Raw genomic sequence first — 23486 nt, forward strand, 5'->3', positions numbered from 1 at the left:
AAAGGCTATATATGGGGGTGTACTATGGGTAAAAAACGTATTTTAATCGGTAGTCCCATTCAGCAATTCCCGATGATTTTGGAGGAATTCCTTCAATCCCTCTCGGAGCTGACTACCAAAAATGAACTGGTTCATTACATGTTCATTGACGATAACAAAGACCCACTATCCAGTACACTCTTGGCTGATTTCGAAAAGGAGAACAAACGAACCGTCATCCTCAAAAACACAGACGATGATACGTATGTCCGAAATGAAATGACTCATTATTGGACGGAACGAAATATTTGGAAAGTAGCGCAAATGAAGGATACGATTATCTCCTATGCGCTCAAAGAGGGTTTCGATTACTTGTTTTTGATCGATTCCGATCTCGTTTTACACCCTCATACCCTGCAACAATTGCTTCAAGCGAATAAAGATATTATCTCCAACATTTACTGGACACGTTGGCAGCCTGATTCGATTGAGCTTCCTCAAGTTTGGCTGATGGATCAATACACATTGACACGCGAAGGCGCGTCCGAATCTGCGGAGAACCAAAACTTTTTAGAGATGCTGCGTAAACCTGGTGTGTATGAGGTAGGAGGCCTGGGTGCATGCACGTTCATCCATCGAAAGGTCTTGGAGGCAGGCGTCAGCTTTAAACGAATAGCTAACTTGTCGTTCTGGGGAGAAGATCGGCATTTTTGCGTTCGGGCTGTAGCTATGGGCTTTTCTTTGCATGTGGATACGCATCTTCCTGGGTACCACATCTACCGTCAGTCGGATCTGGCAGGAGTGAGCGAGTATCGCAAAAAAAATGGCATGACAGCGGGGAAAACGAATCAGATTTCAATCAGTTTATGCATGATCGTCAAAAATGAGGAAGACGCTCTGGAGCGTTGCCTCTCCACCGTTGCGGATCTCGTCGATGAAATCATTATCGTCGACACGGGGTCAACAGACCGCACGAAAGAAATTGCGTCCAACTATGGCTGCACCATTTATAATTTCGAGTGGATTGATGATTTTTCAGCTGCACGCAACTATGCGTTCAGCAAGGCAACATGCCCCTATATTTTGTGGCTGGATGCAGACGATATCCTTCTGGAGAAAGACCGTCAGCTCTTCCGCGAGTTGAAGTTTACGTTGAATTACAGCATCGACAGTGTCACGATGAACTACAACCTTTCTGTGGACAGCAACGGGAATGTGGCATACAGCATTCGCCGTAATCGCCTCGTAAAACGCGACCGCGGTTTTCGCTGGATCGGACCCGTCCATGAGTATTTGGAAGTAAGCGGAAACGTCATCAACAGTGACATATCCATCACGCATAACAAGCAGAAGGAATACACGGACCGCAATCTGCAAATCTATCGACGCAGGGATGCCAAAGGGGAAGAATTCTCTCCTCGCGACTTGTACTATTATGCAAATGAATTACGCGACAATCAGTATCATGAAGAAGCCATTACTTTTTACTCGAAGTTCCTGAACACCCAACAAGGCTGGGTAGAAGACAACATTAACGCTTGCTTGAAGTTGGCTAGCTGCTATTCCCACCTATATGAGAGACAAAATGTTCTGTCGTCGCTATATCGTACGTTCAACTACGATCGTCCACGGGCAGAAGCTTGCTGCCAGATCGGAGCCTTTCACGTCGAAGATAAAAATTGGCTGCTGGCGATTTTTTGGTACGATCTCGCAACAAAAGTAGAGCGACCTGCTGAAAAGCTCGCACACATCGACCACGTTTCCTGGACCTGGCTACCTCATCTGCAACTCTGCTTATGCTATTCTCAAATGGGGGACAACGAGAAATCCCGTCACCACAATGATATTGCCTACTCATACAACCCAACTCACCCTAGCATTCTCTACAACAAAAGGTATTTTGAGTCTCTGATCTGACTCCCCTCGTGATCATGAAAAAGTTACCCACCCTGTTGGGTGAATGTATAAATGCCATAAGCAATGGTGGTCTATTTTTTGATGAGCACGGTGCTTACCGGTTAACACAAAAGCCAATCTGGAAATCAAATTGGCTTTTTTCTGTTTCTATACAGCCAGGCACGCGCACAGATAAGGCCTCATAGGATAGTGATAAGTTTTTGAATGTAACAGGAAGGATGAATGCCAATGTCTCAAGCCAATATTCCCAATATTACTCCCACCATTACTGTAACGAGAGACGATGCTATCAATCTCCTCCTTACTTCCATCGCCATCGAAGAGCTCAGCCTCGGGCATATTATTAATGCAGAAGCAGAAAAATTGCAATATGTCATTGGTACACTACCAGGCTTGACTGTTCCTGCTTCGGTAAGCGATCTCCTTCTGGTGAATGCAAGCGTACGCCAAACCTTGCAAGACGTTGCGAAAAAAGAAATACTCTTGCAATCGAAACTGGACAATATCCTGTCTGTTCCATCCAGCAGCACAGGTGGCATAACAGGGGCTATGGGGGCTACGGGGGCCACAGGGCCGACGGGCGTTGGTACTACAGGTTCTACTGGCGTGACAGGAACTACGGGGGATACTGGCGCGACAGGGGCCACGGGCGTTGGTATTACTGGAGCTACTGGAGCTACTGGAGCCACTGGCGCTACCGGGACAACAGGCGCGACTGGACCTGCTTTCATCGCTGAAAACTTCTCTGGCTTCTTATCAACTGTGACCCTTAACGCATCTTCCCAATTAATTAACTGGTCAACAGCCAGCCCCTACTATGGCAGTCCAAGTTTCAACCCGCTAACTGGCGTATATACAGTACCAGCGACTGGAACTTACGCCATAAAAGCAACCATTAACTATGAAACGACTGCAGCTATTACCGTTAATTTAGACCCGGGAATCACCCCTGCATTTGAAGTACGGAGACTTACCCCTGTTGTAACAAGTCTCATTATCGGTGATTTCCCTGTCCTCAACGTAAACATTGACCTCGTACTCACATTAAGAGCTATTTTGGGGGCTGGAACAGTCACACTCGCTGGTGACGTTCAACTCAATGGTGGAGATACGCTCGGTTTGTTCTATGTAGCCAATGGATTGACTATTAACCTCGACTTAGGAGGCGGCGGCGAGGGTATCGTCTGGTCCATTCACCGTCTCACCTAACACCACGTTCCTTACGAAAAAAGCTGACTGCATTTTATCATGCAGTCAGCTTTTTCTTGTCCATCATATTCCCCAGCTTACACCTTTTTCACAAACTCCGATTTTAACTTCATCGCGCCAAAACCATCGATTTTACAATCAATATCATGGTCCCCATCAATCAAGCGAATGTTTTTTACTTTTGTTCCGATTTTCACGACCAATGAAGTCCCTTTTACTTTGAGGTCTTTAATGACGGTTACCGTGTCGCCATCATTCAAGACGTTTCCATTCGCATCCTTGATGACCTTGTTATCTTCACCATTATCGTTGCCTGCTTGGAGCGTCCACTCATGGCTGCATTCCGGGCATACCAAGGTGCTTCCATCTTCGTACGTGTATTCTGAATGACATTTTGGGCAATTTGGCAATTGACTCATCTTTGATATAACCTCCATTCGATACTGTCCATTCTATCATAACTAGTCAGAAAATCTGGCCACCTAACCAGTAAGCCCTTCGTCCCGTGCTTTTTTAACGGCCTCTTCGCGATTCTTTACACCCAGTTTTGCATAAATCACTGTGGTGCAATTGCGTACTGTTCCTTCAGAAAGAAAGATTTTCTCCGCGATTGTTTTCATGCGAAGCCCCTCTACTAACAAGGCCAATATGCCTCTTTCCCGTTCCGTCAACCCATAGGGACACTCGCGTCCTTGCTTTTGGCGAAGTCCATTCAGCTCTTCTTGCTGCAAGCGCATTTCTTTGAAAAGAACATCCGCAATCTTATGGTTAATCAACGCCTCACCCTGATGAACAACTCGTATCGCCTCTACCAGCTCGATCGGACTAACCGATTTTAACAAGTAGCCATTCGCGCCTCTCCCTAGCGTTTCTGCCGCAAGGGCTGTTTCTTCGAAGGTCGTCAACATAATGACACGCATATCCGGCCACCGCTCACGTATCTCTTGTAGTGTCTTCGCCCCGTCCATGACAGGCATTTGAACGTCCAAAAGTACGACGTCGGGCTTTTCTTTTGGAATAATGTCCAGTGCCATCAAGCCGTTCTCTGCGACCCCGACCACCTGCAAGTCTTGCTGATTCTGTAAAACGAGCTGCAAACTTTCCCTCACAACGGGCTGATCATCGACGATCAGGATACGTATGCCTGCACTTGGTACAGCCTGCATAGCTGGCAGACTACAAATGACCGTCACACCTCCTTCGTCCATACAATGGATCGATAATCGTCCCTGAAGTGCTTCCAGCCTTTCCTTCATCGATTGCAAACCAAATCCAAATTCGATCGTCCCATTTCCTTCCCCATTATCTTCGACCTGCAACCGGATCTGGGCTTCTTCAAAGTAAAGTCCCACTTGAATTTGTGATGCTTTTCCGTGTCGTACAGCATTGGTCAGTGTTTCTTGCAAGCAGCGGTACAAAGTCAGCTTCATGGAACGGCTCAACGCATACTCAGCGCCGTACATACGCAGCTTGACGGACACCCCTGTAGCCACTTGAAATTGCTCGATCAATTCAACAAAGGCGGACTCCATGGTCGTAGCAGATTCATAGCCATTATGAGCCCACTTGTGGAAAATCCCTCTGGACTCGTCCAAACCTTGTCGGGCCATCTGCAAAAGCATGTCCAGCCGACTAGCCTCCGCATCTGGTATTTTAGACCGAAGCATCTCCATACCCATAATAAGCGATGTCATCGTGTGTCCGATCGTGTCATGCAGCTCTCTGGACATTTTGTTCCGTTCTTCCAGCAGCGTGATTTCCTCCACCTGGGAAGTGTATTGCTCCAATATTTGGTTCTGATGTTGAATAATCAGGCCTTGCTTGTGCATACGGCTAAGCAATTGAAAGGCAAAACCAAGCGCATATGCCGCGAAATGGTACACAATTAGATCGCTTACGGCTATAGGCTCGAAATCCACACCGATTGCCTCCCCCACAAGAAACGGAATCGCCAAAATCGCCAATGGTCCCGTCCAGCGATAAGATCGTTCCACACTGTGATATCCGATGAGAAAAGCGATGGGGATAAACTGCCACCTTACTCCTTCAAAAAAGAAGTTCAAGGCAATACACAAGCCTCCACTCAAAATAATCTCAGCGAACAAATATAGGTTACGAGAGTATCGACGCAAACAAATAGGGACGACAAGCACGAAGAATAAAACGATCAATGTAATCACTATCGGATAAGGCAATTGATCGTGATGGCGAACAAAGCCGAGAATAATCGTCAATCCCCACATAAAGTGGATGGTGAAGATCATCCAGTCGACCCATAACCATCGTTTAACAAATGCAAGCAATTTGGCACACCTCATCTACACCCAAACTTTCTCTCCATTATATTATCAGATGACGAAAAGCTACTATCACGATAAACAATGACATTCTGTTACTTCTCATCGTGACACTCATCGCCCTATACTCATCCCTGTCGCTGGCTTACAACAATTGACTGACGCAAAACGCGAAAGGTGATGAAACATGACATTATTTGCTCTACGAAAATGGTTTGCCGTTCTGCTCGTATCCTGCCTCATGCTGATACAGCCCCTATCTGTGGTCAATGCTCGCTCACCTCTTACTGCTCTTTCCATCGAACAAGTAGTTGATCCCGTCATGAAAAATGAAATGAACAACTTGCATATCCCTGGCGCAGCCATTGTCATTACCCAGGGAGATCGCATCATTTTTAAAAAAGGCTATGGTATTGCCGACGTCGAAAAACAAATCCCCGTTGATCCTGAGCGTACGGTGTTTCGAATCGGTTCCGTGACCAAGTCGTTTACTGCTACTGCAGCGATGCAGCTCGTGGAAAAAGACAAGCTTTCCTTACGCGAAGATTTGAATACCGTCCTAAAGGACTACAAAATTACCAATAATCGTTACGGCCCGATCACACTCCACCACCTGCTCACACATACAGCCGGTATAGATGAAAAAATTTATAAAAGAGACAACCGCGAGAGTGTGATACCGGAATTCTCGACCGAGCCCGTAAATGAAACACTTCAGATGCAGGAGACGATTTTCACGCCAGGCAGCAAATTTCAATACAGTAATGCGGGCACCGGATTGTTAGGGAGTGTAATCGAACAAGCTTCCGGTCAATCTTTGCATGACTATATGCGGGAGAATATCTTCCGCCCGCTAGGTATGGATTCCGCCGAATTGTATCTCCCAGAGGACAAGAGCAATCTGGCTAAAAGCTATTATTACGACGGAAACGCCTATCAAACTATTCCTTACTCGGGGATTATTTTCCCAGGGAGTGGTGCCGCTAATATGACACCTGTCGACTTCGCTCCCTATATGATCGCCCATCTTTCAGGCGGCAACTATAACGGCACATCTCTGCTCAAACCAGAAACTGCCCAGCTTATGCATGCCCAGCAATTCGCGGCCCATAAACGCATGTACGGAATCGGCTACGGCTTTTTTAAAGGAGAGACGAAAAACGGCATTCCTACCCTATGGGCAAACGGTGGGATTGATGGCTTTATCTCGAAAATGGTGCTGATTCCCTCAGAATCAATCGGCATCTTTGTTACGGTGAACGCCACGCATCCGGGCTTGGAGCTGCACGGCAAGGTCGTGAACGCTTTTACCGACAAGCTACTGACAGAGCAAGTCCGCAAGCCCCTAACTCCTGTTGATGGCACCATAGACGAAATGAAAAAACTGGAAGGTCAATATCTGCTTACCCTGACGCCCGAGAATGGCTGGGGCAAAGGGCTTCGTCTACTCAGTAGCTACCCTTACACAGTGAAGGCATTGGACGCGCAGACGATATCCGTGACTGGTATGTTCCAGAATGAAGGACAGCAATCCCTTGAGAAAAAGTTTGTGCAGGTAGACGATCATTTCTTTCAAGAGATCGACGGCGAGGAACAGCTATATTTTCACGAGGAACAAGGGAAATTTTATATGACAGGACCGATGAACTTTTCGCTTCCTCGTATCTCCTTCATAGAAAGTCCGCCTGTTCTCCTGGCTCTATATGTGATTCCCGGAATCGTGTTCATCCTTCTTTCGCTCGTCTGGATCGCTCGTTTCGGGCTACGCAAATGGCGCAAACAAGCGCACGCTATTTCGAAGATCGTTCCGATTATGGCTCTGCTTCATAGCTTGTTTTTTATCATCCAATTCACCTATGCAAACGCAGAGCTTGTCTATGGCTACCCGGCCTTCTACCAAGTCGTTGTCGCATCCCTACCGATTGTTTCGTTTGCCGCCGCCGCTTATTTGCTCCTGCGGATTGGAACAGCCAAGGAGCACGATCGCTGGAAGGTAGCGAATAGCGCAGCAGCGGTACTCTCCATCCTGTATACTGGCTATTTATTTTACTGGAACTTTCTTTCGATTCATTACTCATAAGACTCTGAGCCGCAGCTGAGCTTTACAGTTGCGGCCTTTTTTTAAGCATAATGTTTGATCCAAGGAACTACCATTAAACTAAGCCACATAAGGAGGAACGAACAATGAGTACTTCAAGTTTAAAAATCGGGATTATTCTGGGCAGCTCTCGTCCAGGCCGAGTCAGTCCCCAAGTAGGTGCGTGGCTCAAAGGAGTAGCCGATCAACGAGGAGATGCAGCGTATGAAATCGTTGATATTGTGGACTTTCACTTACCGTTCTTTGGCGATCCGAGTGGTGAGCAACAGGTAGCCGCATGGGCGGCAAAGCTATCCAGCCTGGATGGATTCGTATTCGTTACCGCCGAATACAACCACAGCATCACAGGGGTATTAAAAAACGCACTCGACCTCGCCCGCAAGGAATGGTACAACAAAGCGGCGGGTATCGTCAGCTATGGTTCATCAGGCGGAACTCGTGCAGCAGAGCACTTACGTGGAATCCTGGGTGAATTGCAGGTTGCCGACGTTCGTACACAACCTGCCTTCAATCTATTTACTGATTTTGAAAATTACACGGTCTTTCAACCATCCGAATTGCACATCCCACATGTAAACGACATGTTAAATCAGGTGATAAGTTGGTCAACGGCATTAAAATCAGTTCGAGACTAATAAGAAAACCTCTATCGAGGCCTTTACAAGGAGGAGCGACCGCGTTTTAGCGGAAAGTTTCCATGCGCTCCGGAATTTATTTTATAAATTCCTATACGTTAGAAAAATGACTAGCAGCGACATCTGCTAGTCATTTCTTTTTCGTTCCTCACTCATATCGCAACGCATCAATCGGATTGAGCCTCGCCGCCTTGTGAGCAGGGTAGAGCCCAAAGAAAATACCGATGGCACTGGAGAACCCGAAGGCGATTACGATACTTTCCCACGATAATAGCGGCGGCACATCGACATATTGCGAGGCAAACATGGCTGTCCCGATGCCGAGCAACACCCCAATCGTTCCACCAATCAGGCAGACGATCATCGACTCGATCAAAAACTGCAGCATAATATCTCCGTAACGCGCCCCTAACGCTTTGCGAATGCCGATTTCCCGCGTCCGCTCCGTGACGGATACGAGCATGATGTTCATGACGCCAATCCCACCAACAAATAACGCAATCCCGGCTGCGACACTAAAAATCGTTGTGAGCGTGCCGGAAAAGGAATCCATCTCACCCAGTGCGTTCTCGATACTATCGATTTGGTAGTAGTTTTCGCGATCGTGCCTACGGTTTAAGTACTTCTCTGTATGCCTCTTGGCTGCTTCCATCGTTTCCTTTGACTTGGCTTTTACGGTTACCGTATGAACCATCTTCAACCCGTCTTTATTGTGCAGAAAGGTAATCGGCGTATAGGCACCCTCGGATCGACCATTGTCAACCATCAGCTTGGCTTCCCTTACCACGCCAATAACGACGACTGATGCTGCTTCGTAAGTCAAACGCTTGCCAATCGGGTCTTCACGTCCGAAAAGCCCTGCCGCTAACTTTTCGGTTAAAACGATAACGGGCTTCCCCTCTCTTACTTCCCTCGCAGTAAAATATCTGCCTGCAACTATTTTCAAGTTTGGTTGAACCTTTAACAAATCCTCATTTGTTCCTTGTATATTTGCGTCCTGCCCCTTTTTCGGGCCACGAATCGTTCCATAATAAGAGGCGAACGGCACGGCCGCTTCAATGTAGGACGATTGTTGGGGAAGTGCATAAGCATCCTCCACTGTTAAATCAGTAAGCTTGCTTCCTTGCCTCGCGTCCCACCCAAAATAAACGTTGAAATTAGTAGCACCCAGCTTCTCCAACTGATCGGTATAGGCCTGTTGACTGCCGTTTCCTAGTGTAATCACAGCAATAACAGACATGATTCCGATGATGATCCCAGACATCGTCAAGGTAGCACGCAGCTTATTTGTACCAATCCCTTCCAGAGCCGTACGAAAGCTTTCGAGTAAATTCACGTGAGGATCACCTCCTCGGACGCAGTAGCAAACAAGCGCTTCTCCACTCGCTCATCTCGGATGATATGACCATCTCGAAACGTAATGACGCGCTCGGCATGCTGGGCGATATCAGCCTCGTGCGTGACGAGTAGAATCGTTACCCCTTGCGCATGTAGCTCCTGAAAAATCGCCATGATCTCGATGCTGGAACGACTGTCCAGATTCCCTGTCGGCTCGTCAGCAAGTAAAATGGCTGGTTGGTTAACCAAAGCTCTGGCAATGGCTACCCGCTGTCTTTGACCGCCGGACAGCTGCGTTGGTTTATGCTCCATCCGCTGGCCGAGTCCGACACGCTGCAACGCCACTTTCGCTCTTTTTTTGCGTTCTGTCATGCCGACGCCCGCATACATCATCGGCAGCTCTACGTTTCGCAGCGAAGTAGCACGTGGCAACAGATGAAACGATTGAAAGACAAAGCCGATTTTTTGATTGCGTACCTGCGCCAGCCCACTATCCTTCAACTGCGTAACATCAATTCCATCCAAGACATACGATCCGGAGGTTGGCCGATCCAGACAACCCAGCATGTTCATAAACGTCGATTTTCCGGAACCAGAAGGTCCCACGATCGCCACGAATTCACCTTGAGCCACGTGGATATTGATATTTTGCAAAGCAAACAATTCCAGCTCATCCGTCTTGTACTGTTTGGTTAACCCCTCAATGTTCAGCATATGTATCCTCCTTTACCCCGCAAACTCTTCGGGAGATGCTTGGAAGATCACTTCATTTTCTTGCAAGGTTTCCGGTGGATTCGCTACCAATTCTTCACTGCCATCCAATCCGCTTTCAATTTGTATAAACAATTCACTTTCAATTCCAGTCGTCACTTTTTTCTTCTTGGCCTTGCCATTTTCCGCTACCCAGACAAAAGAAGATCCATCTTGGTCCGTCACGACTGCCTCAATGGGGACTTGCATGGCGTTTGCTGCTTTTTGCAGGACGATGTTCACATCCACGTGAAAACCTGGCTTCAAATACTCCCTCGTCTCATTCAGATTGACAGCGACCGGCACTCTCGTACTCTCTCCATCCCGCTCTTTGCTGGTTACAGCCATAGGAGATATGCGCGACACCTTACCTTGCAACTGTTCTCCGCCTAAGGAAATGCCTGAGACCACCGCATCCTGTCCGATTTTGATTTTACGCAAGTCAGTTTCTCCGACTCCTGCTTCGACCATAACATCATTGGTATCTCCAACCGTGAGAATTTCCTCGCCTTTACTTAGGTACTTCCCTTGTTTCACCTTCATGGAGAGCACCGTCCCGTCAATCGGAGACACGATGCTGCTTTGCACACGTTGCTTTTCATATTTTGCTTTTTCCAAATTCAACTTTTGAATTTGCGCCTCGTAGGAGCGAACCTCTGCCTTGTCTGGCCCTTTTTGCTTCAAAAGTAAATCTTGCTTCGCGACCCTTACTCTTGATTCGGTGGTCTGTAGCTTTTGCTTCGCCTCCTCTACAGCCTGTTGGGTAGACACGCCTGCGGTAAACAGCGATTGCGTTCGCTGGTAATCTTTTAATGCTGTTTGGTACTCACGTTCATGCTGGGCAAGCTGCTCCTGCATTTTCGTGACTTCTTCAGGCTCCACACCTTTGGAGAGCCTTGCGATATTCGCTTCCTGAATGGTGATCTGTGCCTCGATATCCATGATTTCATTGCTGACATCGGACATGTCGATATTGCCGATCACCTGCCCTTTCGTCACTTTGTCTCCCTCCTTGATGGAGAAATTCCGCAGATCGCCTGCATAGTTGGCGAACAATGTGTGTTCATTTCTTACTCTGACCATGCCCGACGTCAAAATCGTGCTTTCCAAGTCGGCCGTTACCACCGTTGATAACGTGACAGGAACACCACTCTTCTTTTCGCCCGAAGAAGCCGCATAGCCGCCAAGCCCAGCGACAAGCACGCCTACCCCCAACCAGATCCACAAACGCTTTTTCATCTTTCCTTACCTCCCCAAAAACTGTAAGCTCCGGTCATCTTTGGCCAATCCAAAAACCCCACTTCTTCCTTTGCAGTTTCCACCCTGGCTCGTCACCCGATCAGGATAAGAAAAACTTTTAAAAGAAAAAGTGGGGTAATCCTTAAATTTTTTTAAAGTGAGGTAGTCTGTTCGTAAGGTAAGCGTATTTCAAAAACGGTGCGGATCAAATTACTTTGCGCAGAAATCGTCCCTTCGTGGCGCTCGACGATATTTTTGGCGATAAATAGCCCGAGACCTGTGCTTCCGTTTTGAAGGCTTCGGGCCTTGTCACCTGTGTAAAACTCCTCGAAAAGATGTGGCAGATCTTCCGGGGGAATCTCGTGACCGTAATTGATAATCTGCACAACGACCTCGTCACCCGCAAGAAAACCGTTGATATCAACAAACTGACCATCGTGCCCGTAACGAATGGCATTCGTCATGATGTTCTCGAAAACGCGTGCCAAGAGCTCGCCATCCCCGCAAACCGTCAATCGTGAGGCCACATTCATTCTCGTTTTCAACTGATTTTTCTCCAAGGAAGGATATAGCTCCTCGTTTAACTGCATGAGCAGTTCACTCAGGTCAATCAGGTTCTGTTGGATGGTGAGCATGCCGTAGTTCATTCTCGTAATTTCGAAGAGCTCATCTATCAGCTTTTCCAAACGCTGCGACTTGGTAAAAGCAATATTCGTGTAATGTCGGGCTTGTTCCACCGTTAACTGCTCGTCCCGCAAAATGATGTCCAAATACCCTAAAACAGAAGTCAGTGGCGTCCGCAGGTCATGCGCCAGGTTTAAAACCAACTGATCCTTGCTGCTTTCGGCAAAATCTCCTCTTTGTACGGCTTCTTGCAATTTTTCACCCGCCAGATTGATGTCCTTGGCAATATCTCCAAACTCATCGTTTGACGGTATTTGAACATGATGGGTAAAGTCGCCGTTTGCAAGATGATGAATTCCTCTGGAAATCTCCTGAAAGTAGGCGGCATACCGTTTGGTTAACAAGAAGAAAAACAAGATAGCTAGGGGAACAAAAAAAATCAAAAAGAAGTAAATGTCCCCTATTTCTCGCATAAAATAGCGAATCGGCGTTAACAAGCTTTCAAACTTTACCTGTGTTCGATAGTAAAACTGTAGCGCTTTAAAGATCACATAGGTAACCGCACCGGATAGAAGCAGACTTAGGCCCAGTAGCTTGACCATTTGGAACCGAAAGCTTCGTTTCATGTTATCCATGGAATGAATACCCTACGCCCCAGACCGTTTTAATCCACTTGTTCTTGGTTTTTTCTTCTCCCAGCTTCTTTCGCAAGGTGCGAATGTGCACCATGACTGTATTGCTCCCTTCATAGTACGCTTCGCCCCATATCTGCTGGAAAATATTGTCCGCACTAAACACCTTCTTTGGATAGCGGGCCAGCAGGTAGAGAATATCAAATTCTTTCGGTGTTAACTCAATTGTTTCTCCGTACAGGCTCACCGTTCGCTGCTCTGGATAAATGACAAGTCCACCTGACTCTACCACCTTGTTACTCGGCACTTCTACTGCTGGCTGATTCAGCTGCTTAAAGCGCCGCAGCTGGGCATTCACACGAGCGACCAATTCCATTGGATTGAATGGCTTGGTCATATAATCATCTGCACCCATCACCAATCCCGAGATTTTATCCAGATCAGACGTCTTGGCACTCAAAAAGATAATCGGCATATTGTGCTGTTCTCGAATCAGCCGGGTGACCTCATAGCCATCCAGCCCAGGCATCATAATATCAAGGATCGCCAAATCAATCGAATGGGTCTGTACAGCTAGGAGTGCTGCCTTTCCATCCTCTGCGATAATTGTATGGTAACCTTCTTTTTTCACATGCAAGGCAACGAGCTCAGCAATCTCCGCTTCATCGTCGGCGATCAATATGGTGACGTGCTTCATCGTTTTTCCCATCCCTTATATACATTTGCTACCATTATAGCAGGTAATAAAAAACTTTTCTGTTATCGCACGTAGAGCTTGATCATACAATTATGGATAATAATTACTTTCAGTTTGTTTTGACTTTGCAGACTTTTCTATATTAATATATTCATGTCCATATCATATCTATCATAAATATACTTGGGGGTAATTTATGAAAAAACTAATGTTTGCTGTTGTTTCTAGTTTGTTGGCACTCACGGTAAGTGCATGTGGCAGTGGCACGGATCAAGCTTCCACAACATCTGGACAATCCGGTGCAAAAAAGTACGTTATTGGTACAGATGCAACATACCCACCCTTTGAGTTTGAAAAAGACGGAAAATACGTGGGAATTGACATCGACCTGATCAATGCGATCGCCAAAGAAGAAGGCTTTGAGGTAGAAATTAAGCCGATGGACTTCAAAGGAATCATACCGGCTGTTCAAGCGAAGCAATTGGACGGTGCCATTGCAGGGATCAGCATCACGGATAAACGCAAAGAAATTTTAGATTTCTCTGAACCTTACTATCAAGCAGGTCTTTCCCTGGTCGTACGTGAGGACAACACAACGATCAATGGAGAGGCAGATTTGGCTGGCAAAACGATTGCTATCAAAAAAGGCACGACTGGCGCAACCTTTGCTGATGAGCTCGGGAAAAAATACGGAGCCACTGTCAAATACTTCGACGATAGCCCTTCCATGTTCCAAGAGGTTCAGAACGGCAACGCTGATGTGACTATCGAGGACTATCCGGTTATCTCGTATAAAATTGCGGTAGACCCTGCTTCCAAACTAAAAATTGTAGGCGAACGTCTCAACGGTGACCACTACGGCATCGCGGTTTTAAAAGGAAACAAAGAGCTGCAGGACAAACTCAACTCCGGTCTGAAGAAGCTGAAAGAGAACGGGAAATACGACGAAATCATCAACACCTACTTGAGCACCAAAAAATAAAAGGCGCAAGACGCGCCTTTTTTTTCACCTTAGAAAGAATGGAGTTGTCCAAATGAGCAGTAGTTGGGATGTCATTGTCGATGCACTTCCTGTCTTGGCCCAAGGCTCTGTGGTCACGTTAAAAATAACGGTCATTTCCCTGTTTTTCGCTCTCTTAATCGGATTGCTTTTTGGTTTAATGAGCACCAGCCGCTCCAAAATACTCCGCGGCATTGCAACCGCTTACGTTGACTTTCTCCGCGGGACACCGCTGTTGGTTCAAATCTTCTTTATTTATTTTGGATTGCCGCCTGTCCTTGATATCAAAATTCCAGAGACAACCGCAGGTATTCTTGCGCTCAGTCTCAATGCCGGAGCGTACCTGGCTGAAATTTTCCGCGGAGGGATTCTCTCCATCGATAAAGGGCAGATGGAAGCTGCTCGCTCCCTCGGACTCACGCACGGAAAAGCCATGCGCCTGGTTATCTTGCCTCAGGCTGTTCGCCGCATGATTCCTGCTTTCGTCAACCAATTCATCGTGACGCTAAAAGACACCTCGCTCTTAACGGTCATTGGTATCCGTGAACTAATGAACAGTGGTGAGATTATCATTTCTAGCAACTTCCGCTCATTCGAAATTTGGGCTGTAGTAGCAGTCTTCTATTTCCTGATGATATACATCCTCAGTCTGCTATCCCGTTCCCTTGAGAGGAGGTTCGCGAAATGATTCATGTAGAGAATTTGAAAAAGAGCTTTGGCTCGTTGGAAGTCTTAAAAGACATCTCGACTACCATTGAAGAGCGCGAAGTTGTCTGTGTCATCGGTCCCTCCGGATCGGGAAAAAGTACGTTTCTGCGCTGCCTGAACCAGTTGGAAGAGGTGACATCTGGCAAAATCACCATTGAGGGTGTGGAGGTTACTTCCCCAAAAGTGGACATTAACAAGCTGCGAGAGCGTGTCGGCATGGTGTTTCAGCGGTTCAATCTATTCCCGCATCTCACTGTATTGGAAAACATTATGCTCGCACCCAAGCACATCAAAAATTCAGAGCGTCAGCAAAATGAACAAAAGGCGCTGCAACTCCTCAAAAAAGTAGATTTGGCGGACAAGCGAGACGTGTATCCAGATCGGTTGTCTGGTGGTCAGCAGCAGCGCGTTGCCATTACCCGTGCTCTCGCCATGGACCCTCATATCATGTTGTTCGATGAACCTACCTCTGCACTCGACCCGGAAATGGTAGGGGAAGTTCTTCAGGTGATGAAGGATTTGGCCAAAGAAGGAATGACGATGGTCGTGGTTACACATGAGATGGGCTTTGCCCGTGAAGTAGCTGATCGCGTGATTTTCATGGATGGCGGATACATCGTCGAAGAAGGCACGCCTGCCGAGATTTTTGACAATCCCCAGCATGAGAGAACCAAGGCATTTCTCAGTAAAGTGCTGTAACATAACCGCTGTAGTGTAGAGAAATGAAATTTCAGGCGGCCTTTGGGTCGCCTTTCTCGTTTATATGGTTCCAAAGATCGGATCTTCCGAAAGAGGCCGATTATTAATAAAGTTCTTTACGTAAGTTAAAAATTGTTGTGCTCGAACACTGTTTATATGATATTTATGAATAAAAGCATATCCATTTTCTGTGATACGCTTTCTCTCTTCCATGTTCTGGTCGTAGTACATGGCTTTTTCATATAAATTATCCTCAGTGCAAGCCACAAAATTAACCCCATCTTCAAAGCCTAAGTCCAACATATCTTTATTGGGCTCTGCCAACAATAATGTACGGCATCCGGGAGCTTCAAAAAACTTCAATACTGCAAAATCAAATTGTCCTCCGCACGTAAAAAATATGTTGGAACGATTTATTTCCTTCGCATATTTTTCATTTACATAAGCATTTTCCGACGCAGATACTAAGTGTCCAGGATGGGGGTGAAACACAAAGCCTTCAACCCCGTTCATATTTGCCAATACGGCCTCTCTGAATTTGTAATCTCCTTTGGGTGGAATCCTTTTAGGTGGGTTTTGGGAATCATTAACATATAATTGACCCATTAGTAGAAATTTTATTTCTTTCTTGCATTCCCAATCCTTGATTACGTTAGGATTCATCGACCATGGTAACCATCTGTGCTTATCCTTAAATTGAGGATACACTTGTAAAAATGGATGCTTTGATACTGAAAATACCAGATCTATATGATTCTTTGTTATATAATCGATTCTTGATTGTTCATGATGCTTTTTCTTATTTTCTTCTGAGGGGTGATAATGCAAATCAGAAACAAAACATCCTTTTGGTATATCTATCTTATCAAGACCAGTTATTCGCGGTGCCATTTTATAACGCCAGGCAGAATCATAATGGAAGATAAAATCTGGTTGGAACTTCGTTTTTTTCAAGATATCGCGAATATCGCCGTCTTCAAACCAATATTTTACCTCAGCATATTCACCTATGGCCTCAATCATATCGAACTTAATTCTATGTTTCGGATACATGATCCCAAATGGTCTGATTAAAATGAGAATCTTTAATTTATCCGTCATAGTAAACCTCTGTTAACGTAATCTGATAAATTCATAGGTTCTTGCCTCCATTCCGTTGTACAGCTCCATGGTTGGCCACATTTTTACGTATTCATTCCATTTTTCAGCATAATGTTTAAAAATGTTTTCCCCGGTATCCTCATAAAAATCCTCCATTTTCACAATATGAATAAAATGGTAGTTATTATAATAACGAGTTCCAATTTGTTTAAATATAGTGGGATAGCCTACCCATTCAGATAATTCCCGAGGAATAGAAATCTCTAGCTGATTAAAACCTTTGGCTACAGGTACTTGAGCAATCTGTGTAAACTGGCAATTTTGCTGTCTATTCTTCGTAGGTACAAAATCACCATGCTGCATGTCAACAGATAATGTAGTGGATTCAGGACTTGCGAGTGTTAAAATCAATTTATTTTCGGTGGGATATGGATACCTGCTCACCAATGCATTTATTTTCGCTTTCTTATTGTTAAACAAGATCTTTTGTCCTTCGACTCTCACGGAACGAGGTTCAATAAAATTAGACCAGGATTTCTTTATTTGCGGTAGCGTGATGTCATAAACACCTTCATTTGGTACTTTTAGCTTGACTTTATGAATCTCTACGTTTTGGATCGTCGTAGCAAGCTTAAATGCTACGGGACCATTCAAGAGATAACGAGTGTTAGCCAACGTGGGTATATCGTAGAGAGGGAGCATCTTCATTAGAGTCGACATGTTCTCTTCCCAGAATTGGTGCGCCTCTTTATGCTTAAAGGTGTCCGCAAATCTTTTAATATTGGTAATCGCCGAGAGCCACCCATTCAGTATATGACTGATCGGGCTCATGGGAGTCTCCTGAACCGTCGAGCCATGTGAGCTCAAATAGTACACTCCGCCGCTATCCACAGGAATTTTAAGGCTTGCGAACATTTTTTCTGCCGCGATTTTATATTTCGTTTCCCCTGTCAATTCATATACCTTTGATAGCAACTGCATGTAGTGGGATTGTGTGAGACCGGAGTAGTAGAGTTGATTTGAATAATTGTACGAACTTTCAAGCGGATACCAAAATACGATTGCATCATGGAATTCTTCCATTCTTGAAATCGCAGCATCGGCAACTCGCATGATGGCTTCCTTCAATCGGGGGGCACCTGTTTCTTCAAACTGTGTTACGTAATCTCTTATAACAAACGTTCCAAAAAGCGGATGTGGTACGATTTCGTTCTCTATAGCTTTTCCTGGATATCCGTCATCCAAAAAACGAATATGGTAGAGATCACGACTGCGTTGCGCAAATGCATGGCTAAAGTCCGGCATTTGAAATGTCATGGTGATCACCTCGATATCGATTATTCTTTACATCGTATTCCGTTAGCCGATACGATGAAACGGTAATATATCCAGAGTCTGAAGCCCGTTTACTTCGTTAGTTCAGACAGCGTAACAAAATTCAAAGGCAGGGTATATAAATTTTTCAATGTAGGATAAAACCTTTTTAAGTCCTCAATTGAATGGCTGTCTGAGGAAACAACTACTTTTGTCTTGTGTATTCTAAGAAGTTCTATCATATCTTGATCTGGTACATTGTGCTTGACGTTGATTTCCACGATTTTTCCACTCGTATCCAATAACTCGGCAATTTCTTCCTTTTGTTTTTGGCTTAGTTCGATATGAAAACGTTTAAGTTCAGCTAATGGATGGGCTATGATATCCACCCTTGGGTTTTTTAACAAATTTTCAAAGGAAGTAATCCAATTTTCGTAAATTCGCTGTTCTGAATCCAATATGCCTTTTGAAATACTGTAATACCCACCTGAAAAGGGGATTCGATGAATGGAACCCAACAGAAAATCAACCTTGGATTCAACATTGGAAGCAGCGTCTATTTCACCTTCCAAATTTATTACTTTTGCTTCCAAACCGCTGAATACATAAATATCATTCCCGAATATTTTTTTTACTTTGTAAATATGTTCCGAAAAATCATCAATCCAATCACTACTCTTCCATACATGATCGGTGATTGCGATTGCGGTATACCCTAATTCGATAGCAACGCCAACCATCTGTTCGATACTATTTTTCCCGTCTGAATAATTAGAGTGAGTATGGAGATCCATTAGAATCATAATATATCTCCTCCCAATACCTGTTCATTCTGGTTCCCCATTTAACCAAAAGTTCATGCGGTTCTATTGGAATGCCTAACACGAGCTTAATAGCCAAATAAGGCAAGTTTACTCCCGCCCCCAGACAATGAACGATGGTCCCTTGCATCCTGGGGTTGATTTCTAAAATTCGAGGCTCATTGTCTGCATTCCGCCGGATTTGAACACCAATATTACCATGTAATCCAAGTTCAGAAACAACTTTAGAAGCATACTCAATGATGTCAGTTTCGTTAACCACCACACCGCTTGTTGTTATTCCTCCAACCATTGCTTCGCGAAGCCTTGGAATAGCTGTTACTACTTTCCCGTTGTCAGCTAATACATCAACGCTGTACTCCTTACCCGGCAAGTACTCCATAACAATGATTTCCGGTATTTCATCGGTTTGCTCCAAAATATCAAATAAATCATTCATGCTCGTGTAAGTTGAGTTGGGCTTTTCTTTGAAAAGCAGAGACGCCCTATTTATGTTGGGATCTAAAATTCGGAAACCTCTGCTTCCATTAGAGATGGTTGGTTTAAAACATACGGAATGTTGGGGATAACCGAGACGATAAATCGCCTCTTTTAATGTTTCAGCCGTTTGTACAATTTCGGATTTCGGAGTAGGGATCCCAATCAGAGCTAACTTATGAAGTAACCTCCCTTTATCGTTGGCAATCACCAAATTGTTATAGTCCGATACGGATACGATTGTTCCACTATCTAAAAAGAGCTGCTTATTCATAGCAAATTCAAGCAGTTCCTTTGTTACCATAGGAAGAATAACGTCTATTTTTTCGCTTTTGCAAATAGTTAACACATCACTGATAAAATTGCTATCATTAGCCTTCGGAATCGTGTAAAAGTCATCTGATAGCGGGAAGCCTGTCGCATAAGCAGAAGTATCCACCCCGATAATTTCAATGTTCATATGGGATACCTTTCTCAAGGATTTGATAACTCCAGGTGCTCCTGGGGACCCTGCCCCGGTTACCATCACTTTTATATCTTTGCTCACTTTAATTGCCCTCCTCCAAAGCGATAGACACTTGCTTTGCCCTCCATTCCTTTCGTAGCATTACGAGTATCGAAAACAAGCGATGCATGCTCCAAAATACGTTGCAATGGGATATGCGCATGATCTGTTATGACTACAGTACAATCGGACTTTTGCAGTAGTTCATCGGTCAGTTCCACACTGTTCAGTTTCAAGTCGTCTATTTGGACGTAAGGTACGAAAGGATCGTGATAAGAAACATTCGCCCCTTCATATTGCAGTAGTTTTATAATTTCCAGCGCACTTGATCCTCTCACATCTCCGACATTCTGTTTGTAAGCTACCCCATATAGTAAAATATCTGCCTGCTTAATTGGTCGGTACGGAGCCAGACGATATTTAATCTGTTCTACGATATATTTCGGGATTTTATGGTTTATCTCGTTGGATATGTCAATAAAATGACTATCCAGACCGTATTGTTTTATTTTCCAATTTAAGTACAACGGGTCGACCGGTATGCAGTGTCCACCAATTCCCGGACCAGGATAAAATGCCGAAAATCCAAAAGGTTTCGTGCTGGCTGCATCGATAATTTCCCACACGTTAATATTCAGAGAGTCGCAGATTATTGCTAATTCATTCACGAATGAAATATTGATAAATCGGTATGAATTTTCAACTAGCTTTGTCAGTTCTGCTACTTCCGTGGAGGAAACGACAATCACTTGGCTAAAAACTTGAGAATAAAAATCATAAACTTTACGGGAACATGTCTCTGATACGCCGCTAACGACCTTAGTTATTCCTTCAATGGAATATTGATTATTTCCGGGATCGATTCGTTCGGGAGAATATCCGAGAAAAAAATCGTTTTCTACATTCAGACCGGATTTCTCCAGTATCGGTTGCAATACTTCCTTAGTGGTACCGGGATAAGTTGAGCTTTCCAATATGATCAACTGCCCTACCTTAATTCTCTGGCTTATCTCTTGGGCTGCTTGCGTTAAACAATTTAAATCGGGAGTACCATATGAGGTTAAAGGAGTAGGAATACAAAGCAAGATGATTTCTGCAGACTTTATCCCGTTGTAATTATCGGTTACGGTAAAGCGTTGGGAAGAAACAGCCGATCGAATAACAGAATCGTGTATATCAGGAAAATAGCTAATCCCTTGCTCGAGTTGTTTTATTTTTTGTAGGTCCAGATCAATTCCAATCACTTCGAAACCTTTATTGACAAAACTAAGAGCCAGAGGGAGACCAACATATCCTAATCCGATAACGGCGACAGTTGCTTTTTTACTTGCTGTATTTGATTGTTCTTCCAAACTCATTCCTTTCTCCCCCCTTATTATTTAGGTTGAATTTTATAATTTATGAAATTTGCTTTCTTGCGGAATGGATGCATTCCCTACTCTCATAAAAAATAGTTGTTAGCTGAGACACAGAATGAAAAAAGAGAGCACGAATACCATTTAACTGGCTTTCAGTACTCTCCTGTATTCGAATACGTTTATTTTGTATGATATTGTTTGAGTTGCTCCATTAATTTTTCAGCAGAATGAGTAGCACTTCCAACTATGAGACGATTAATGATTGTTTGTTTCCTTTTGTTGGTCCCCTTTTTAGAAGTAAAAAACAACTCAATACCGATTTCTTCTCCGATTTCCAAAACCGTATCGTTATACCCATTAAAAGGGAATGCAAGTAGTTTGGGTTGCTCTCCTAGCTCTTCATGAATTCGCTTTTCGGCTAATTGAAGATCTGCTTTAATACGATTCTGGTATTCGCTCTGGGTTTCAAAACGGTTTTGTTCTTCCATAAAAAGAGGACATTTTAAAATAGGTGTTCCATCTTCATTTAGACGATGTTGATCGTAGGTATGACTAAAAAAGCTCATTCCGCATGTCTTCATTTCTCTCATCTGATTCCAGGTAAATTTATTCCGTCTGCCAACAAAACCAACTTTAATAAAATTCGTAGCAGGGAATCCATATTGCTTCAAAAGAGGATAGGCATACGTATAAAAACTCTCATTTCCATCGTCAAACGTAATGACAACACTGTTGAAAGGAACCTTATGGTCATAAAGGCTGAATTTCAGCAAATCTTCTGTACTTATGATGTTGTATCCATATGTTTCAAGTGCTTCTAAATGACTCTTAAACTGTTCAGGAGAGACTGTGTAATGAGGCTTTATAAATGGATCAGGGGAGATATCATGATAGATAAGTACGATGATTGTATCTTTATAATGTTCCATATGAGACCTCTTTTTTTCTCGATACTAATAAATGGTTGTGCCCAAACATAGGCAACTCCTCCCTCCCCATCCCTTACTGTTATATCGAATAGTATAGTTTATGGAGGGTGCTTTCTGACGGACTGGGTGAGTTCCCTACTGTTTTAAAAATAGATGCAAGCGGAAGCACAAATTGTCGAACTTGAGAAGAATATCCCCATACAGGTTTGCACCTCTTTTTCCAGTTGACATAAAATAAGTAGCGTTATCGGAAATTTTCAAATCTCCGGATTGAAGGGGTGTTCCTAATGAAACCAAGCCGAATCACCATGATGAATTACAGCCATATAGCTGCGAATCCTGTGCATGCCACCTTCGCTACAGATATTGGTAGTGAAAAACATGTCTAATCCTTTTTCGTATAGCGAATACTCACAAATTATTCATTGTATAAAAAAGCAACATAATATAATTGATTATTCAGAAGTTAATGTGGATACCAAACGATTTGCAGTCATTCGTCATGATGTCGAATTTTCTGTTGAGAGAGCGTATAACCTGGCAAAATTAGAGAATACGCTCCAAATCAACACAAGTTACATGTTTCAAATTCGAAATAACGCATATAATTTATTTTCAAATGAAAATATTAGAATGGTTAGAGAAATAAATGGAATGGGGCATAAAATAGGTCTTCATGTTCATTTAGGTATGTTGGATAGTTTAGCGGAAATAAATCAGTATATCGTTCATGATAGTAAAGTGATGGAAAGCTTTTTACAAATACCAATTGATCGATTTTCATTTCACCGTCCACCAAAAGAATTATTAAAAATGAATGTAAAGCTTGAAGGATTGATTAACTCTTACGAAGATCGTTTTTTTGAATTTCGTGAGGAAGAAGATGGGTTTGAAAGCCTTCAAATTAAGTATATTTCAGATTCAAGGCATACATGGAATTATGGCTATCCTGATGAAAAGACTATACAAGCTGATTCAAAAATACAATTTTTATTTCATCCGTATTCCTGGACTGAATATGGGTATGAGAATAGCTTGAACTTTCAATCCTTAAAAGATGAGAAAGTAACAATATTTACGAATACGGTTAAAACCGAATGTAATCATTTTAGTGAACCTAGCCAGTAAATTGCATGTACGATGCAAGGCAGAGGACTTG

Annotated in this window: 21 protein-coding genes; 8 read left to right on the forward strand and 13 right to left on the reverse strand. The window is 44.0% G+C overall.

Features of this window, described 5'->3' with window-relative positions; all coding sequences use genetic code 11:
• The first annotated feature begins 24 nt into the window (after positions 1 to 24).
• Together ACM6JA_RS00195 and ACM6JA_RS00200 are read left to right on the forward strand one after the other, a co-directional pair.
• Positions 25 to 1896 carry a glycosyltransferase gene (locus tag ACM6JA_RS00195; RefSeq protein ID WP_414850673.1) on the forward strand — a complete coding sequence of 624 codons (1872 nt, stop codon included), beginning with the start codon at positions 25 to 27 and terminating at the stop codon, positions 1894 to 1896.
• A 228-nt stretch (positions 1897 to 2124) separates the two neighbouring features.
• Entirely contained in the window at positions 2125 to 3105 is a 981-nt protein-coding gene (locus ACM6JA_RS00200; RefSeq protein WP_414850674.1) for a hypothetical protein, read from the forward strand.
• Positions 3106 to 3182: 77 nt separating this feature from the next.
• On the opposite strand, the gene ACM6JA_RS00205 is transcribed toward ACM6JA_RS00200, so the two are convergent.
• A complete protein-coding gene (locus tag ACM6JA_RS00205) occupies positions 3183 to 3524 on the reverse strand; it encodes a zinc ribbon domain-containing protein YjdM (protein WP_414850675.1) in 342 nt (113 codons plus the stop codon).
• A gap of 63 nt (positions 3525 to 3587) precedes the next feature.
• Positions 3588 to 5408, reverse strand: coding sequence for a response regulator (locus tag ACM6JA_RS00210; RefSeq protein ID WP_414850676.1), 1821 nt, complete (start codon positions 5406 to 5408; stop codon positions 3588 to 3590).
• Between the two features lie 181 nt (positions 5409 to 5589).
• Here ACM6JA_RS00210 and ACM6JA_RS00215 point away from each other — a divergent pair, with 181 nt between their 5' ends.
• Together ACM6JA_RS00215 and ACM6JA_RS00220 are read left to right on the forward strand one after the other, a co-directional pair.
• Positions 5590 to 7482 (forward strand): serine hydrolase domain-containing protein, encoded by a 1893-nt coding sequence (locus ACM6JA_RS00215; RefSeq protein ID WP_414850677.1) that lies wholly within the window; start codon positions 5590 to 5592, stop codon positions 7480 to 7482.
• A 104-nt stretch (positions 7483 to 7586) separates the two neighbouring features.
• Positions 7587 to 8135 carry an NADPH-dependent FMN reductase gene (locus ACM6JA_RS00220; protein ID WP_414850678.1) on the forward strand — a complete coding sequence of 183 codons (549 nt, stop codon included), beginning with the start codon at positions 7587 to 7589 and terminating at the stop codon, positions 8133 to 8135.
• Between the two features lie 148 nt (positions 8136 to 8283).
• Here ACM6JA_RS00220 and ACM6JA_RS00225 read toward each other — a convergent pair whose 3' ends face one another.
• From ACM6JA_RS00225 to ACM6JA_RS00245, 5 genes are all read right to left on the reverse strand, one after another.
• Positions 8284 to 9471, reverse strand: coding sequence for an ABC transporter permease (locus tag ACM6JA_RS00225; protein ID WP_414850679.1), 1188 nt, complete (start codon positions 9469 to 9471; stop codon positions 8284 to 8286).
• Positions 9468 to 10187 carry an ABC transporter ATP-binding protein gene (locus ACM6JA_RS00230; protein ID WP_414850680.1) on the reverse strand — a complete coding sequence of 240 codons (720 nt, stop codon included), beginning with the start codon at positions 10185 to 10187 and terminating at the stop codon, positions 9468 to 9470. The genes ACM6JA_RS00225 and ACM6JA_RS00230 overlap by 4 nt, the downstream gene beginning before the upstream one ends.
• 12 nt (positions 10188 to 10199) lie before the next feature.
• Positions 10200 to 11462, reverse strand: coding sequence for an efflux RND transporter periplasmic adaptor subunit (locus ACM6JA_RS00235; RefSeq protein ID WP_414850681.1), 1263 nt, complete (start codon positions 11460 to 11462; stop codon positions 10200 to 10202).
• Between the two features lie 152 nt (positions 11463 to 11614).
• Positions 11615 to 12721 (reverse strand): ATP-binding protein, encoded by a 1107-nt coding sequence (locus tag ACM6JA_RS00240; protein WP_414850682.1) that lies wholly within the window; start codon positions 12719 to 12721, stop codon positions 11615 to 11617.
• A complete protein-coding gene (locus ACM6JA_RS00245; protein ID WP_414850683.1) occupies positions 12714 to 13415 on the reverse strand; it encodes a response regulator transcription factor in 702 nt (233 codons plus the stop codon). Before ACM6JA_RS00245 ends, ACM6JA_RS00240 begins: the two co-directional genes overlap by 8 nt.
• A gap of 196 nt (positions 13416 to 13611) precedes the next feature.
• On the opposite strand from ACM6JA_RS00245, the gene ACM6JA_RS00250 reads away from it, so the two are divergent.
• The 3 genes from ACM6JA_RS00250 to ACM6JA_RS00260 are packed head-to-tail and all read left to right on the forward strand — an operon-like array spanning position 13612 to position 15822.
• The gene (locus ACM6JA_RS00250) at positions 13612 to 14397 is read left to right on the forward strand and encodes a transporter substrate-binding domain-containing protein (protein ID WP_414850684.1); all 786 of its coding nucleotides are present in this window, start codon (positions 13612 to 13614) and stop codon (positions 14395 to 14397) included.
• 52 nt (positions 14398 to 14449) lie between these two features.
• Positions 14450 to 15103, forward strand: a complete 654-nt coding sequence (locus tag ACM6JA_RS00255) for an amino acid ABC transporter permease (RefSeq protein ID WP_007720310.1) — start codon at positions 14450 to 14452, stop codon at positions 15101 to 15103.
• The gene (locus ACM6JA_RS00260; RefSeq protein WP_414850685.1) at positions 15100 to 15822 is read left to right on the forward strand and encodes an amino acid ABC transporter ATP-binding protein; all 723 of its coding nucleotides are present in this window, start codon (positions 15100 to 15102) and stop codon (positions 15820 to 15822) included. The genes ACM6JA_RS00255 and ACM6JA_RS00260 overlap by 4 nt, the downstream gene beginning before the upstream one ends.
• A 60-nt stretch (positions 15823 to 15882) precedes the next feature.
• Here the strand turns inward: ACM6JA_RS00260 and ACM6JA_RS00265 are convergent, their stop codons facing one another.
• The 6 genes from ACM6JA_RS00265 to ACM6JA_RS00290 form a co-directional block, all read right to left on the reverse strand.
• The gene (locus ACM6JA_RS00265; RefSeq protein ID WP_414850686.1) at positions 15883 to 16923 is read right to left on the reverse strand and encodes a glycosyltransferase; all 1041 of its coding nucleotides are present in this window, start codon (positions 16921 to 16923) and stop codon (positions 15883 to 15885) included.
• Positions 16924 to 16935: 12 nt separating this feature from the next.
• Positions 16936 to 18240 carry a D-glucuronyl C5-epimerase family protein gene (locus ACM6JA_RS00270; protein ID WP_144618468.1) on the reverse strand — a complete coding sequence of 435 codons (1305 nt, stop codon included), beginning with the start codon at positions 18238 to 18240 and terminating at the stop codon, positions 16936 to 16938.
• A gap of 89 nt (positions 18241 to 18329) precedes the next feature.
• The gene (locus ACM6JA_RS00275) at positions 18330 to 19040 is read right to left on the reverse strand and encodes a PHP domain-containing protein (RefSeq protein WP_414850687.1); all 711 of its coding nucleotides are present in this window, start codon (positions 19038 to 19040) and stop codon (positions 18330 to 18332) included.
• Entirely contained in the window at positions 19009 to 20082 is a 1074-nt protein-coding gene (locus tag ACM6JA_RS00280) for an ATP-grasp domain-containing protein (protein ID WP_414850688.1), read from the reverse strand. Before ACM6JA_RS00280 ends, ACM6JA_RS00275 begins: the two co-directional genes overlap by 32 nt.
• Positions 20079 to 21398, reverse strand: a complete 1320-nt coding sequence (locus ACM6JA_RS00285; RefSeq protein WP_414850689.1) for a nucleotide sugar dehydrogenase — start codon at positions 21396 to 21398, stop codon at positions 20079 to 20081. Before ACM6JA_RS00285 ends, ACM6JA_RS00280 begins: the two co-directional genes overlap by 4 nt.
• 179 nt (positions 21399 to 21577) lie before the next feature.
• The gene (locus ACM6JA_RS00290) at positions 21578 to 22327 is read right to left on the reverse strand and encodes a polysaccharide deacetylase family protein (protein ID WP_414850690.1); all 750 of its coding nucleotides are present in this window, start codon (positions 22325 to 22327) and stop codon (positions 21578 to 21580) included.
• Positions 22328 to 22798: 471 nt separating this feature from the next.
• On the opposite strand from ACM6JA_RS00290, the gene ACM6JA_RS00295 reads away from it, so the two are divergent.
• Positions 22799 to 23455, forward strand: coding sequence for a hypothetical protein (locus ACM6JA_RS00295; RefSeq protein WP_414850691.1), 657 nt, complete (start codon positions 22799 to 22801; stop codon positions 23453 to 23455).
• Positions 23456 to 23486 lie beyond the last annotated feature (31 nt).

Source organism: Brevibacillus sp. IT-7CA2, from assembly GCF_949767855.1.
Lineage (GTDB): Bacteria > Bacillota > Bacilli > Brevibacillales > Brevibacillaceae > Brevibacillus.

Coding starts and splice junctions, on each gene's coding strand:
- ACM6JA_RS00255 (WP_007720310.1), top strand. CDS start 14,450: ATGAGCAGTAGTTGGGATGTCATTGTCGATGCACTTCCTGTCTTGGCC.
- ACM6JA_RS00195 (WP_414850673.1), top strand. CDS start 25: ATGGGTAAAAAACGTATTTTAATCGGTAGTCCCATTCAGCAATTCCCG.
- ACM6JA_RS00235 (WP_414850681.1), bottom strand. CDS start 11,462: ATGAAAAAGCGTTTGTGGATCTGGTTGGGGGTAGGCGTGCTTGTCGCT.
- ACM6JA_RS00260 (WP_414850685.1), top strand. CDS start 15,100: ATGATTCATGTAGAGAATTTGAAAAAGAGCTTTGGCTCGTTGGAAGTC.
- ACM6JA_RS00270 (WP_144618468.1), bottom strand. CDS start 18,240: ATGACATTTCAAATGCCGGACTTTAGCCATGCATTTGCGCAACGCAGT.
- ACM6JA_RS00205 (WP_414850675.1), bottom strand. CDS start 3,524: ATGAGTCAATTGCCAAATTGCCCAAAATGTCATTCAGAATACACGTAC.
- ACM6JA_RS00285 (WP_414850689.1), bottom strand. CDS start 21,398: ATGAGTTTGGAAGAACAATCAAATACAGCAAGTAAAAAAGCAACTGTC.
- ACM6JA_RS00265 (WP_414850686.1), bottom strand. CDS start 16,923: ATGACGGATAAATTAAAGATTCTCATTTTAATCAGACCATTTGGGATC.
- ACM6JA_RS00230 (WP_414850680.1), bottom strand. CDS start 10,187: ATGCTGAACATTGAGGGGTTAACCAAACAGTACAAGACGGATGAGCTG.
- ACM6JA_RS00200 (WP_414850674.1), top strand. CDS start 2,125: ATGTCTCAAGCCAATATTCCCAATATTACTCCCACCATTACTGTAACG.
- ACM6JA_RS00215 (WP_414850677.1), top strand. CDS start 5,590: ATGACATTATTTGCTCTACGAAAATGGTTTGCCGTTCTGCTCGTATCC.
- ACM6JA_RS00220 (WP_414850678.1), top strand. CDS start 7,587: ATGAGTACTTCAAGTTTAAAAATCGGGATTATTCTGGGCAGCTCTCGT.
- ACM6JA_RS00250 (WP_414850684.1), top strand. CDS start 13,612: ATGAAAAAACTAATGTTTGCTGTTGTTTCTAGTTTGTTGGCACTCACG.
- ACM6JA_RS00245 (WP_414850683.1), bottom strand. CDS start 13,415: ATGAAGCACGTCACCATATTGATCGCCGACGATGAAGCGGAGATTGCT.
- ACM6JA_RS00290 (WP_414850690.1), bottom strand. CDS start 22,327: ATGGAACATTATAAAGATACAATCATCGTACTTATCTATCATGATATC.
- ACM6JA_RS00240 (WP_414850682.1), bottom strand. CDS start 12,721: ATGGATAACATGAAACGAAGCTTTCGGTTCCAAATGGTCAAGCTACTG.
- ACM6JA_RS00275 (WP_414850687.1), bottom strand. CDS start 19,040: ATGATTCTAATGGATCTCCATACTCACTCTAATTATTCAGACGGGAAA.